10 protein-coding genes are annotated in these 13,723 nt (G+C 43.9%); 1 reads left to right on the top strand and 9 read right to left on the bottom strand.

What is annotated here, in order from left to right; genetic code table 11:
* The first annotated feature begins 187 nt into the window (after positions 1-187).
* Positions 188-1,597, top strand: a complete 1,410-nt coding sequence (locus tag ACFFJH_RS12770; protein ID WP_390213201.1) for a sensor domain-containing diguanylate cyclase — start codon at positions 188-190, stop codon at positions 1,595-1,597.
* 49 nt (positions 1,598-1,646) lie between these two features.
* Here the strand turns inward: ACFFJH_RS12770 and ACFFJH_RS12775 are convergent, their stop codons facing one another.
* From ACFFJH_RS12775 to ACFFJH_RS12815, 9 genes are all read right to left on the bottom strand, one after another.
* A complete protein-coding gene (locus ACFFJH_RS12775) occupies positions 1,647-3,989 on the bottom strand; it encodes a TonB-dependent receptor plug domain-containing protein (RefSeq protein WP_390213203.1) in 2,343 nt (780 codons plus the stop codon).
* 202 nt (positions 3,990-4,191) lie between these two features.
* A complete protein-coding gene (locus ACFFJH_RS12780; RefSeq protein WP_390213205.1) occupies positions 4,192-5,511 on the bottom strand; it encodes an ABC transporter permease in 1,320 nt (439 codons plus the stop codon).
* An 87-nt stretch (positions 5,512-5,598) separates the two neighbouring features.
* On the bottom strand, positions 5,599-6,546 hold the full coding sequence (locus ACFFJH_RS12785) for an ABC transporter ATP-binding protein (protein ID WP_390213206.1): 948 nt from the start codon (positions 6,544-6,546) through the stop codon (positions 5,599-5,601).
* A 328-nt stretch (positions 6,547-6,874) separates the two neighbouring features.
* Entirely contained in the window at positions 6,875-8,446 is a 1,572-nt protein-coding gene (locus tag ACFFJH_RS12790; RefSeq protein WP_390213207.1) for a DUF4214 domain-containing protein, read from the bottom strand.
* 421 nt (positions 8,447-8,867) lie between these two features.
* The gene (locus ACFFJH_RS12795; protein ID WP_390213208.1) at positions 8,868-9,110 is read right to left on the bottom strand and encodes a hypothetical protein; all 243 of its coding nucleotides are present in this window, start codon (positions 9,108-9,110) and stop codon (positions 8,868-8,870) included.
* 69 nt (positions 9,111-9,179) lie between these two features.
* Positions 9,180-9,557 carry an Imm63 family immunity protein gene (locus ACFFJH_RS12800; RefSeq protein ID WP_390213209.1) on the bottom strand — a complete coding sequence of 126 codons (378 nt, stop codon included), beginning with the start codon at positions 9,555-9,557 and terminating at the stop codon, positions 9,180-9,182.
* A gap of 1,170 nt (positions 9,558-10,727) precedes the next feature.
* Positions 10,728-11,006, bottom strand: a complete 279-nt coding sequence (locus ACFFJH_RS12805; protein WP_390213210.1) for an RES family NAD+ phosphorylase — start codon at positions 11,004-11,006, stop codon at positions 10,728-10,730.
* Positions 11,007-11,057: 51 nt separating this feature from the next.
* Positions 11,058-13,073 (bottom strand): hypothetical protein, encoded by a 2,016-nt coding sequence (locus tag ACFFJH_RS12810; RefSeq protein WP_390213211.1) that lies wholly within the window; start codon positions 13,071-13,073, stop codon positions 11,058-11,060.
* Between the two features lie 111 nt (positions 13,074-13,184).
* Complete coding sequence (locus tag ACFFJH_RS12815) at positions 13,185-13,421, bottom strand: hemagglutinin repeat-containing protein (RefSeq protein ID WP_390213324.1); 237 nt, start codon at positions 13,419-13,421, stop codon at positions 13,185-13,187.
* Between the last annotated feature and the right edge of the window lie 302 nt (positions 13,422-13,723).

Here is a 13,723-nt window from a genome sequence, read left to right on the forward strand (position 1 = left end):
ACAGTGCGAACAGGCAAAAGCTATTTGCATAAGCCATCCCCAAACACACGCAAATAAATCGGGCTCGTCCAACAAACGGTTCAGATCGTGGCCGCTTCGCGTCACGATCTAACCTTACTCGTTAGATGATATCGCTGATAGCTATGCGCAATTATCAGATTTTGAATCAGCATTTCATTACGCAAAATTGTCTGCCAAAGCCAAAGAAAATCGTCGTTTACAAGAGGCGCAAAATCGCGCTACGGCGATGCAGGTAAAGCATGACAATGAACGCCACCGCGCCGACGCCGAATATCACAGACAAATCGCAAAAACCGAAGCGGCGCGTGCGGCTAGCTTACAAGAATCTAGCAACACCTTGGAAACCCTTGGATTAATCGGACGTGAGATTACCGCTAACTTAAAAGAGGAAGAAGTCTTTAAAGCCTTGCACCGCCACGTGGATGAATTATTAGATGCGACCAGCTTTGGTATTTCTTTGATCTCACCTGATGGTGAAACCTTACAGTTCGTATTCGGAATAGAAAACGGTAAACCTATCTCCAGTTTTGCTACCGCCATCGATCATCCGATTTCGTCCTTTGCCCGTTGCGCAAGAGAGCGCCAGGAAATTGTCCTAGAAAGAGAGCCTGGAGCAACCGGTCGCTTCATCATTCCAGGGACCATGGAAACCTTAAGTCTGCTTTACACTCCACTCATCGTTGGCGAGCGCCTGCTAGGTGTGATGTCCATACAATCGACCCGTGCCCACGTCTACGGTGAACGTGAGCGATCCATACTGCGCACGCTGGCAGCTTATGGTGCAATTGCATTAGACAATGCATCTGCATATAAACAACTCGAAGCAACCGTACACGCTTTGCGCGAAACACAAAATCAACTAGAAGAAGTCAGCATTACCGATCCGCTTACAGGCTTGAGAAACCGTCGCTTTCTTCTACAAAATATTGAGGCTGACGTTGCCCGTGCCATCCGCGCTTACGAAAATCAACTTGAAGCTGAGCATGCCAATAGCCATATCAACAATGACGAAGATTTAGTTTTTTTCATGGTTGACTTGGATCACTTCAAATCCGTCAACGACACTTATGGTCATGCCTGTGGTGATATGGTGTTGATACAAATGCGTGATCGCCTACAAAGCGTGTTTCGCGAATCCGATTATTTGATACGCTGGGGTGGCGAAGAATTCCTGGTCGTCGCACGCAGTTGCAATCGTAAAGACGCTGGCATCGTGGCAGAACGGATACGCCAAGTTGTGGCATCTTGCTCGTTCAAATTATTGGACGACTTAGAGATTTCACGCACCTGCTCAGTGGGATACGCGAGTTTTCCGTTCATTCCCAAACAGCCGCATTTGATCACTTGGGCGCAAGTCATCAATTTTGCCGATCAAGGTTTGTATATGGTCAAAAAATCTGGCCGAAATGCCTGTATAGGCGTTGCGCAAGCTCCCCATGTGCAACTTGAATTGTTGCCACAATCCGATGACTTTTATAATCGCATCATGCGCCACCCGCAGCAAGCGGCGCAGTCCGGTTTAATACAAATTATCACGCACAATGTGCGTGATTTAAATGACGCGATTAGTAACTAACTCAATTAATTCAACTAATTCAGCTAGTTATTTCTATCTGCGCTCACGATCAAATTTTCAGTTCCAAACGCAAATTAAATACGGTATAAGTTTTGGAACGATTACTTTGTAAATAGTGAACACCACCTACATAAACTGTACTTCCATTGACCGAATCATTAGCTTGCAAATTACTAGCCGACAGGCGAATTTTAGCAGTCGGTGATAATTTCCATAGTGTGTAAACGTCTAGCTGACGTTTGATACCATAACTACTGGTTTGTGTATCACTGGTTTGATTAATATAAGCGGGTGTCCAGTTAATATTGCCCCCCATACTCAGAGGCAATCCACTCATACGATAATCCATGCCCAAGTTCGCTGTTTGCGTTGGCTGCTGATCGAGTCGATTATTTGGACCTTTTACATCATCGACGTTCGACCAAAAGCGACTGTAATTGGTACGAATATCAATTGCCGGCCCTTCAGGAAAAAATTCTTGAGCTTGGAATTTTGCTTCCAGCTCTATGCCTTTTGCCACGGCATGACCAATATTAATGGGTGAATTCACCCAGCGTAGCTTGTCACCGACCATTACTTGCTCGGTACGTCGGCGTATCAGGTCATCAATATTCTTGATGAACAGATTCACACTCATAATCCCCGCGCTTTTCAGATAGTGTTCATAAGCGATGTCGATACCACGCGATAACTCAGGTTTTAGATTTGGATTACCGGTACGATCAGGGCGAGTTGGGCCGTTTAAAGGTGAAATCGCTGGCACAGCAATAACATCATTCAAAGCCGGTGCGCGATAGCTGCTGGTCAAGCCCATACGAATCTGGTCTTTGCCAAAATCGGGGATTCGATACACAGCATGGACGATAGGACTAAACACACTGGTTGAATTATCGACGATATAGTTAGAGCGACTGCTATGCGTTTTAATTCCTTCCCAACGCAAGCCTGCATAGCCCGACCATTGCGCATTAATATCAATCTCATTTTGCACCCAGGCTGCAAGACGGCGCGTTGATGCATCGAGATTGTCGCCAGAATCACTAAATTGCGGCTTACCATTATCTAAGGAAACACGCTTTTGTTCGCGCTGGCTATTTTCAATATCCCAGCCTGCGGCTAGATTTTGCTTGTCACCGATAGGCGTCGTATATTTGCCGCCAGTGCTGAACGACTTATCACGCGTATTATTTTCATCCGTGATCAAATTCAATTGTTCACCATTTTTTGCAAATTGCGTGCGCAAACTATCGCTATTAGAGCGTCCTACGCCGCCGCCAATTTTCAAAGTCAATTTTGCCGTATCTTCGAATCGATGTTGATAATTCGAATTAAAACGGAAAAAAGTGGAATCAGAATTTCCGTTTGAATTAGCATATGCGACGGGTGCAAGCAAGGTATCTGGATCGATGTTTTCCGGTGTCTGTGTAATCGTAGAACTGGTACGCGAATGACTACGTGATGTCATCAAAAAGGGTTGTACTGTGAGGTTGTCACCATTCTCGAATTTATAACTAAAACGCGGTGTGAAATGAATTCCGCTGGATTCACGTTTAGTCTGATCAATCTGATCTTGTACCAACCGAATAGCCCCATCGTCGGTCTGTTCAATTCTTTGCGAAGTGCCATAATCCTTCTGGCCATTTTTAAAAATAGAGCCACTCAAGGCATAATTTAATTCGCCAATCTGACCTGGATAGGTAATCGACAAATTTGGCGCGACGCGACCTTGCTCCATACCTAGAGACAATTTCAAATCCACGTCTTTAGGATGGTACTCTTCACGCAAAATAATATTGATGGTGCCCGCTATCGCTTGCGTACTAAATTCTGCTACGGGGCCACGCATGACTTCAATGCGCTCCACTTGATCTGGCGACAGCGACTCCATAGAAAAACCACGTGGCGGACGTTCACCATTTAATAAAATCTGTGTATAGCCGCCACCCATGCCGCGCATACGAATATCACCACCTCGGCCTGGGCGTCCACCTGTCGTCACGCCAGGCAAACGCTTCAAAATCTCACCAACGCTAGAATCACCATCTCTATCTAACTCTTCACGACCGACAATAATTTTTCCAGCGATAGAATTTCGACGTAAATCAACATCCGATTGTTTGCTACCATTCACAGTCACTTTTTGAACTGCTTGTGCGTTTTGCTCAGGCGCTGCTTTTAATGTCGCATTTCTTTGCGCATTGGTTTTTCTGGTTGAATCTAAAGTTTTTCCTTTTTCATCCGAACTCTTCGCCTCTTCCTTGTTTTTTTTAGTTTGCTCTTCTTGCGTTTTATTTGTAGTTGTCGTCTCACCTTGCGCATGAGCGCTCTCAATTACAAACAGACTACTAATAGCAAGCGCAACGGCACTCAATTTGAAATGTGGCGTAATCATTATTTTTCTTGAACTTTACAGGGAATAGAAATGGCGGAAGCTGGTGAAAATTATACTGCCGCCATTATATTTTCAATTCATACCGCAACAATCGAATTGCCTTAGCCAATTTTGTATGAATTTGAAACAAGAAGCTGATTACTGTTACTTAAGGATACGTGCTTATTGAAAAAGTTAACGTACTCCTACTTTTCATCATTTACTATTGTTCTTTGTTCGCATTAAAACGCCACAACGCTAGCGCAGAAAAAATAGTAGTAAAAGCCATCAAAGCGCCCACATTAGGCAAGGCCGCCGCAAAATCCAAACCACGCCAAGTCACGGCATCGAATCCGTCCACCGCCCATCTGGTGGGTATATACATTGTGATACTTTGCAGCCATTGGGGAAACAAGAAAGATGGCACCCATGCGCCGCCTAACATCACCATGATTAAGGTCGCAAACACAGAAATACCACGCGCAGCTTCAGGCGTTTTACCAAATGCTGCAATCAGTAAGCCAAAGCTGGCGGTCATAAGTGCAAAACTCAGTGCCACAGCCACTAAGCCTAACAAGCTGCCGAGTATTTGCACTTTAAAGACCATGATCGCGACAACATAAATGACCACAGTAACAAAAAAAGCGATTAAGGCGCACGATAGAGCTCGCGCAATAATTAAGCTATTCAATCCTATCGGTGCAGACAATAGGCGGTTCCAAATTCCCTGTTTGCGCGCCAACAGCACCGAAATACCGGCATCAACAGCCATAAATAATATGAACTGTACGATCATCCCAGCAAAGGCATGAGCGTAGGCATTGTATTGCCCTTGCAATCCATCATTCGCCACCATTGCTTGCTCACGAGTTGTAAATGGCATGCTTAAACCTGATTTTGCGGTCACGTTGGATTGTTGGCTATCAGCCGTCTGTGAAGTTTGAAATTTTTTATAGCTACTCAGAAATTCACTTAAAGCCTTATCCTGCACCTCCCCTTTTCCTTCGCTTTGTTTTTGCGCCAATTGCGCCAAACTTTGATCGACCAATTGTCCGCCAGCCTGTCCCGAGAACATTTCAGCACTCACACTTTGCATCACTTGCTGCGTTAACATACCTTTTACCATCGCCAACATTGCATTTTGCGAAGGATCAAACAAAAATGTCAGTTCTGGCTTAGTTTTAGCATTAAATAAAGCGGCACCTGCGGCCTCGCCAAATCCCGCTGGCAATACCACAGCGACACTCAACTTACCTTTGCGCACGAGCTCTTGTGCCTGCGCCAGCGGCATTAATTTGACGTTCAAAGCGGCCTCTTTCTGTAAGCCCGCAACGATATTTTTGGTAATTAAATGTTCATCTTGTTGCACTATGCCCAGCTCTATCTTGGCAGCTTCTTGTTTGCCACTGCCCCCGAATATATAACCAAAAAATGCCGCAAGGACTATCGGCATCAACAGCGTCAATAATAAGGCGCGCTTATCATTGACAAATAAAATCAAATCTTTTCGTATTAAAGCCAATAGTGGAATCAAAGAATTCATCGTGGACCGTCCGTGTCTATTTTTGTTAAAGTAGTTTTAGAATTTATTGAGATGCAAGCTGTTCATATAGCTTGCATATCCGGGTAACTAGTCGCGCAAAGTGCGCCCGGTCAACTTTAAGAAAACATCTTCCAAATTCGTCTTTGCAGTCGCAAAATGCAAAAACGGTATGCCTTCTCTTTGTAAATAATTGAGCAGATTGATGGCATAGGCACCATCACTCAAGGCTATCGAAAGTTGTAGATCCTGATCTTTGCTTTCTACATTCACGACACCCGCTTGCTGCCGTAGATTTTGCACTTGCTGCGCCGTCAGTGCTTGAGGCAGTTGCACCTCTAAAGCGGCATGCGCTGGCAAACGTTTAAATAGATCTGTGGGACTCTCGTTGGCAATCACTTTGCCATGATCGATAATCACAATATGGTCCGCTAGACGCTCGACTTCCTCCATATAGTGACTGGTATAGATCAAAGAGCGACCTTGCGACTTCAAGATTTCTAAAGCATCAAAAATCGCATTTCTACTTTGTGGATCAACCCCGACTGTAGGTTCATCCAAAATTAACAAGTCTGGTTCATGCAACAATGCAGCAGCAATATTCAGACGACGTTTCATTCCACCAGAGAATGTCGCCGCTTTATCTTTAGCACGATCTGAAAGACTTACTAATTCTAAGACGGCATCACAACGTGTTTGCAATTGCTGCCCAGATAAACCGTAAAGCGCACCAAAAATTTTCAAATTTTCGCGTGCCGATAAATCTTCAAAAAGAGCTAGATCCTGTGGCACTAGTCCCAGCTTCCTTTTCGCTTGATTATTTCCACCACTGATTGTCTGCCCAGATAATTTTACGTATCCGCTATCAGCTTGCAATAAGCCACAGATCATATTAACCGTGCTTGATTTACCCGCGCCATTAGGTCCCAACAAGCCTATCGTTTGACCGTGGCGCACCGTGAACGACACCTCATCGACCACTTTGCGCGAGCTAAATGATTTAGTTAATTGTTGTACTTCAAGCAAAATATTGGCCATGTTGTTTGCTCCGTGGTTGTATAAATTCAAGTCAATTCATTTAAACAGCTTATTCACCGTATGGCAGGTATTTTCAAAGAAAAGCATGATTTAAAATAGAACAATTTGCCACAACTTTGATATGACAAATGTCAGATTATGACTATCCACATCAAATAACAAATTCTCAAAGTTCGACGAAAAAAAACCAGCAATCAATGATCTTGATTGCTGGTTTTTGTCACATTTAAATACATAGCCCTGCCGTGCTTACTTAAGCAAATCGGTCTACAAATAAGCGGCAGAACCAATGTCTTTGTACAACCGATGACTTGAAGTCGCTACTTCCCTATTTGCCGTTAATTGCAAGTCTGCTCGCCTCGATGATCCAGCGCTCACTATCTAGGATTTTTACCCTCAAACCACGATACGGCCCCGACGCGATCCACCACACGTAAGTGGTAACATCAGGTTGCCCTACCATCCAACTTGGTGATGAGTATTTAATCTTACATGCTGAAAAACTACCTGCAGGAACAGTAATTTCTTCGATACCAAGGAAAGTCGTTCCTTGAGTACTTTGATTTTGACTAATAGTTGCGCCCGTTAAAAAGTTTTCTTGGTAGAAGATATACGATTGCGAGACCGTTTCATTGACCCCAAGCGTGAAAGAAAGTTTATCTGCGGGCAATGAATAACTCAAAATAGTGATGTTTTGATTCTTCGAATCATGAGTATTATAGGTGTGCCCATATGAAACGTACCCATCTTTTTCTACGCTAAGATAGTCTGTAGTTGAGTCCACTGAATCTGAGAGTCCATCGCCACGGTAAGTTTTTGTTCCCACCAAAGCCAACACGGAATTTCCTTTAAAATTCACAGGACCGGTAACCTTAGCCTCTTCAATAGTAGTGCTAATACTTTTAATCGGATTATTATTTACGTCTATATTTATCTTTGTCTGTACATCTTCGCGAAGGATGGTATTACCGATGGCAAACACAGCAGGATTAAAACAATCGATTAATTTACCTAAGCCAGAGCTCGAACTAGTTTGTAGATTAAATTCGCTGTCTTTGACCTCGACAAGTTTTTTTGCTTTGAGATAATCAGTCGGCGTTACGGCTGCGGTAAGTGTCACCGTCTTGCGAATTGAGTCTTCATAAGTGAGGTAAGTGAGGCCTTGTTCGATTGCAAAATATTTGCCGAGTGCGACTTTATTATTGAGTAAAGAAGTCATCCAACCCCACTCTTTATCATTGGCATACTCACGCGCAGCCACTGACATTACTGCCACCAACTTCTCTTTACTTAAGCCTTTTTGCAAATCATTTACCCAGTAAGCGACATGCGAATCTGGTGGCGCAGTGCTACCAATCCGCCCTAAAACATTCTTGTAAATTAAACGAACAAATGCCTCATCATTCATTTTTTCATCGTAACCCGTTACCTCCGGATATTGTTTAGCGACACGATAAAAATTAGCACCAATGTCCTCTAAGGTCGCGCCCGCTTTTAAATTGTCGATCCAGTAATTCAATCCATCTGCATCTGGCACGCGATTAAAGAAGGCGATGTACAAATCAATCAGGGAATTGAGGTCTTTACTGGCAATCGTTTTCGCGCTCTGCGCAACCATCAAATTAACACTGACATCGCTAAACCGAAGGTGTTTTGCACCATGATGTGTGGAGCTGACCTGTGTCGTATTGTGTGTGACAAGAACACTAGATGGGCTGTGTACCAAGGTGTAGTTTTTTCGAGGCTCAGTAAAAATCACTGTGCCATCCTCAGGCGCAGCAGCGGCGGGCGGTGCCTGGACCACAGCAACTGAAGATGTGCGATCTTCAGGATTACCGCCACAAGCGGTGAGTAAAACAAGTAAAAAAGTAGCGATTAAGTAAAACGATTTATTTTTCATAATTTAGTCTGGTCGGCATTCGCGTTGAATGATGAGATTAATTAAAAGACAATTAAAGCAAAACGCCGAAGTATCCCAGATAATGGCTGTCATACAAGATAAATATTTACTTAAATAAAATATATTAAGATAAAAAACAACCTCCACTCAGCAAAAGCTGAGCAAAATATTACTCATGCGCGGTTGGCTGTGCCAACGATGAAACGCTACATTTATTTTTTAGAAAATACAGCGGACTTGGAGTGAATTGATGCTTTACACGCTTGGATGGGATACCAACTAATCAAAGACGAAAGGAAACCTATCGTCCCATGCAAATGTCTCGTCTTGAACCAATATGGGTTACCGTTTTATAGTGATCCGTGGTTATATATAACAACCCATCGTTTGAATATAGTAATCTTGTGCCAAGCTGATTGCTTCAAGACGTGGCTGCACAAACCAATATGAGGTAATTGGCGGCATTGATGTTGACATCGCCTTGGCTAGCGATGTTTGTGACGATAAGTTTGATGTCGCCTTTTTCTGTGGCTAACGTGGTGCTACCACCAATGGAGAGTTGGGTGCCGGTGATGGTGTCAGTTGTACCCGCACCATTGCCCTTGTTGTTGAAGGCGCCTGCACCGATCACCGTGTTAGTGTCAATACTTGCACCAGATATCACGGTAATTTGCCAGTATTTAATTCGATTACTTAACTATCGGGAGCTAATGGGTTTCCCCTTCGTTTAATTTCAAAGGTGTTTTATTTCTTCATAAGTACGTATCCCCCAGCTTTTACTAATTAGTGACATCAACTCGACTTTTTTATCAAATGCAACATTTATTAAATACTCGCTATTTTTTCTATGTGCAAATTCATATTCGAATGAAAGCATTGATATCACACCATCAAGAAAATAATATAAAAACTCGTCCAAATCATTTGTTATTCTTCTACTAAATTCAACTCCCCTCTCGGCAATAACATAGTCATAAGTTCCATTTGAAATATCTATATAAGGAACACCATCGCCAGATGAACCAGTACGCAATATCAATCTACTTGGATGAATTGCCGCGTCCTGCCCCATTTTATATATTTTCCTTTGAATTTCATTTAACGGCATCATTTTTTCTTTTCCACAATTTTTATATATTTATTATCCAACAGCCACTGCACATTTACTCTCTGTTCGAAATTTGGCAATATTTGCATTCCGCCACCTGGCTGCCCAAAATCTGATGTAATATCACCTTAAATAACTGAAAATGGCTTTATTACGACGTATTCATACACTGGAGAAGCACCGTAGCCTAGAGCTAACGCTCGTGATTCATAAGAGGAACTAGCACGCGCAGGAAAACTACCACTCCATGAGCCAGCTATTGGGATTGAACTGCAAACCAATGGGCTTGATTGGACACGTTGCAGTTTCCATCACGATAGTTTATTTAAAATGAGGCGTCTCGCAGTTACAACTTCGGTGAACCACAAGGGTTTGAAACTACAAGGTAGCCACAGATCAGCCCATCATTTGGACACAAAGCGGTACTGAGATGCTTCTGGACTAGCGGCGCTACTTGGGCGAAAACAGCAACATCATTTTCGCTAGAACCACATGCGTGACTGGTGCGATTCACGCAACCATACATTGAAGCAAAAGGCACGATGGCATTTTGAGATAGACGTGTGGTGGCGTTACAGGAATATTTTTATCACGGTAATTTGCGAGTATTTGGTTCGACTTCTTGACTACCGAGGGCTAATTGGTGACCTCAGACTAATAAAAAATATCAGGATGAGAGGAAAAATAACTGTTGTGAACGAATGGACAGGGCAGCACTTTTGTTACGCTTGGCCTTCTTCGTACCACCATACATCAGGGTAACAATATGTATATTTATCCGCTGAAATGGAGGGATCAAAAACATACTGATCTCCATTTTCAAACCTTGATACGACAATATTATTTATGAATAAATCATATCGCTTATTAAGACACTTGGGACAAGAAGGCAAAGAATTCAAAAAAAACTTCAAGTTATTACGATAGTACTCCTTATAAATTTCACCTCCATTTCGAGCTTCTAACGGAATTGGTGCATTTAGGATGGAATTTTCTCGACTGTTCGTCCAAATCACAGTATTACAACACGCGCATTGGCCTCCGACAGGTGCATTTTCTGGCATGGTTGTTACTGAATACGCTAATCCCCGCCCCTAATGTCCCTTGATTGAGAAAGCTCTTACACCAACTTCCCGTGACGAGCACAACTTCAGATTTGACATAAGTTTTATCCTATTTTTTCCTAATTGGCACATTAATAATCGGCGTAATTTTACTGGAATCATATCGTCCATCAAATAAAATTACTGCCCTATTATTTGTAGTCCCTAAATTACGGCTACTTGGATATATAACGCCAGAATAACCCTGATCATAAGCCTGATTAGCAATGCTATTTGTATATTGATATACCGCATTCTTTTGAATTATGTTCGCATCAACCACCACCTGCGTGAATCTAGTCATATCAATGTTCATTTTCCGAACAATTGCTGGATCGGTCAAATCCAAGACATTATCAACTCTAACACTACCTACAAAAAGCGATTTTCCAGTTATGTTCTACCGCACTTCAAAATACGAAGTAGATACATTTTCACCAAAATATACATCCGCACCCGTTGGCCGATGTGCCGGATCCGACAATCGGTAAGTAGCGCTTGGATTTGCGCTTAATGGATTAAAATTTGGATCATATATTTTATGTCCGTCCATTAAAGCTGTTGAACCATTTCCAGCAGTAATATTAGGTGAGTCACTCGCTAGCTTTGCTGCATCAGCACCTTTAACCAACGAAGTAGGTAGCCCACTACCCGCCACGCCACGCAAAGCAACATCCACCTCCACCGACGTCGCTGTTCTAGTGCTGTTGATTAAGCCTGTCGTTCCAATTGCGTCATTTGTGGCCGTCTTGACGATGATTGCGCCTTCTACCACCTCCCTTGTAACGGTCCGGCCGACGGTGCCTTTTGCAACACCCACTCCCGCTGCGCTTCGCCCCAATCCAAAACCGATCTTTGTTGGATCGAGTAAGCCTAATCCAAACATGACCGCATCGCGTGCCAATTTATCGTCCAAAGCTCTTTCATAGGCGAGTGTTCCTGGGTCGTCAATGCCGTGGGCAATTGAATCAAAGCAGCCTTGTGGACATTCTGCCTTTAAAGGGAAGTAAGCCACTCCATCGACCATCACTGTCGCTCTAGTGAGCCCTGCCGATACCGCTGGTAGGCTAGATGTGATGCTCGGTTTTGGTGTTATCGCAGGCAAGAGTACATAAGGACTACTTGTATCTCCTGTATTAGCTTTAATAAAGGCAATGATTTCCGCACTTGGTGCTGTTGGCAGGACTTCTTTTAAAACTAGCTGTTCACCTTTAATCGGCTCTAAACTCACTCCTGCCATTTCCGAACTTGACACCCATCCTTCATTTTTCGTTATGTTCAAAACCCTGCCATCGCTTCCTACGGCGTAGGCTTCTTTATGACCTGCTTCTACTAACAATTTCTTGCCGTCGGTAATGCCAGACCATCGCAATGCATCGAGAATTTCTTCCTCTTTAAATATACCTTTGCTTGCTAACGCTTTCGCGAGTTTGTAATCGTTCGGATGTAATTTTCGGTTGCTCTGCTCGGCAATCAAGGTCACATTCGCACCAGAGTTGATATCCAATGCGCCGTTTCCGACTAGGCCACCTACAGTGGCACCGATGAGGGTGGAGCCTAGTTTCATCATGTCATTAAATTCTGCACTGCCATAGCTGTAGCCTTGGCTTTTGAGGAAACTTTCCATCACTGGAGTTAATGCTTCTTTGGTCGCCCCAGCTGTCAATCCCGATAACTCACTGGTGCCACCTAGTTTCGCTTGAACTAATCCTGCTAAGCGATGCAAGATGACTTTTTCTGGGGAGCCTTCTTCCCAGTCTTTTGCCTTGGCTATATCACCAATCTGTTTGGCAACTACTGCACCAACCGCATTGGCGGTGGCTGCCCCACCTTGGCCTGCTGTTTTATCTACCGTTAAGGCCGTGACTACACCTAAAGCTTGGTTGTAGATGCCACCTGCGCTCCAGTCTGATTGTGTTTGCTTAGCCTCTGCTTGGACTTTTTTTGCCTCTACTATTTGCTCTGGTGTGCTGGTTTTGTCATCAATAATCTTTTGCGCTTTGTCTTGCGTTTTGGCGGCATTGTTGGCGATGTCGCCTGCGACTTGCTTACTTGTCGAGATCACTGTGCGTGCTGCTGCACTCATCGCTTGCTGCTCTTTTAAGATATCTTTGATGTTGAGGGTAGTGGCGATTTGTTGGTTCGCTTTGGCCGCATCGGTGTTGATGACTAATGCTTTGGCGGTGGTGCTTTTGCCTGCGATGCTGATGCTGCCTTCGCTTATGGTGGCGTAGGTGGTACTTTGGTCACTGCCTTTGGTTTGGCTTGGTAGACCTGGGGTGACGTTACCGCCTTTGGCATCACTAAAGTTTTGTGATTGAGGTATGGAAGTGCCGCTGCCACTGCTGCCGTTGGCATTGCTACTGCTGCCACCAATACCGCCTGCCATGCTGACACTGCTGGCTTGGTAGTCCATCTTGTTCTCGATGTTTTGGAACGTGAGGGCGTTGTTGCTTAGGTCTGATTTACTTGCGTTGGTGCTCGCAATTACACCACCTTTGAGGTCAACTGTGTCGGCTTTGATATGTTAGCCGCCCTCGCCTGCAATGAGTCCCGATTGTTCTTGGATTGCTTGGCTAGCACCACTGCCTTTGTTTTGTGACACGCTGCCTGAAGCTTCCCATGCGGTGCAAAATGAAACTTGGACACGGCCACCAACATTGGTTTGGCTACTGCTTTGTTGGCTGCTGTCTTGTAGGCTTTCTATGCTGAGCTTGCCTTTGACATCGGTGTTGATAGTATTGGCGGTGGCCGTGGCACCTATCGGTAGATTCCTCGCAAGAAGTTAATAGACCGTGGACATATACACAGAATCTCTTACAGGCTCTACAGCATCCCGATTTCGTAAGTTGCTGATACCATTCTTGTGATTCCCAATCCTCTAGTGCCGAGACGAAATCTGCTTCTACTTTATGAAAAAGCTTATCAGTCTCATAAAAAGAATTATCTTTACCTAATGCACTCCCGAATTCATAAATTTGCGGTGGGCAAATTTTGCCAGCTTCGATATCCCGAAACAGTGGCGTAAACCATTGTAAAACGTTCAGGTAAACTATGGGGAAAAAG

This window comes from Affinundibacterium danionis, assembly GCF_042432465.1.
Classification (GTDB): domain Bacteria; phylum Pseudomonadota; class Gammaproteobacteria; order Burkholderiales; family Burkholderiaceae_D; genus Undibacterium; species Undibacterium danionis.

What these genes read in the sequence shown, in the direction of transcription:
- ACFFJH_RS12775 (WP_390213203.1), bottom strand. Translation starts at nt 3,989, where the DNA reads ATGATTACGCCACATTTCAAATTGAGTGCCGTTGCGCTTGCTATTAGT.
- ACFFJH_RS12780 (WP_390213205.1), bottom strand. Translation starts at nt 5,511, where the DNA reads ATGAATTCTTTGATTCCACTATTGGCTTTAATACGAAAAGATTTGATT.
- ACFFJH_RS12785 (WP_390213206.1), bottom strand. Translation starts at nt 6,546, where the DNA reads ATGGCCAATATTTTGCTTGAAGTACAACAATTAACTAAATCATTTAGC.
- ACFFJH_RS12790 (WP_390213207.1), bottom strand. Translation starts at nt 8,446, where the DNA reads ATGAAAAATAAATCGTTTTACTTAATCGCTACTTTTTTACTTGTTTTA.
- ACFFJH_RS12800 (WP_390213209.1), bottom strand. Translation starts at nt 9,557, where the DNA reads ATGATGCCGTTAAATGAAATTCAAAGGAAAATATATAAAATGGGGCAG.
- ACFFJH_RS12810 (WP_390213211.1), bottom strand. Translation starts at nt 13,073, where the DNA reads ATGGACTACCAAGCCAGCAGTGTCAGCATGGCAGGCGGTATTGGTGGC.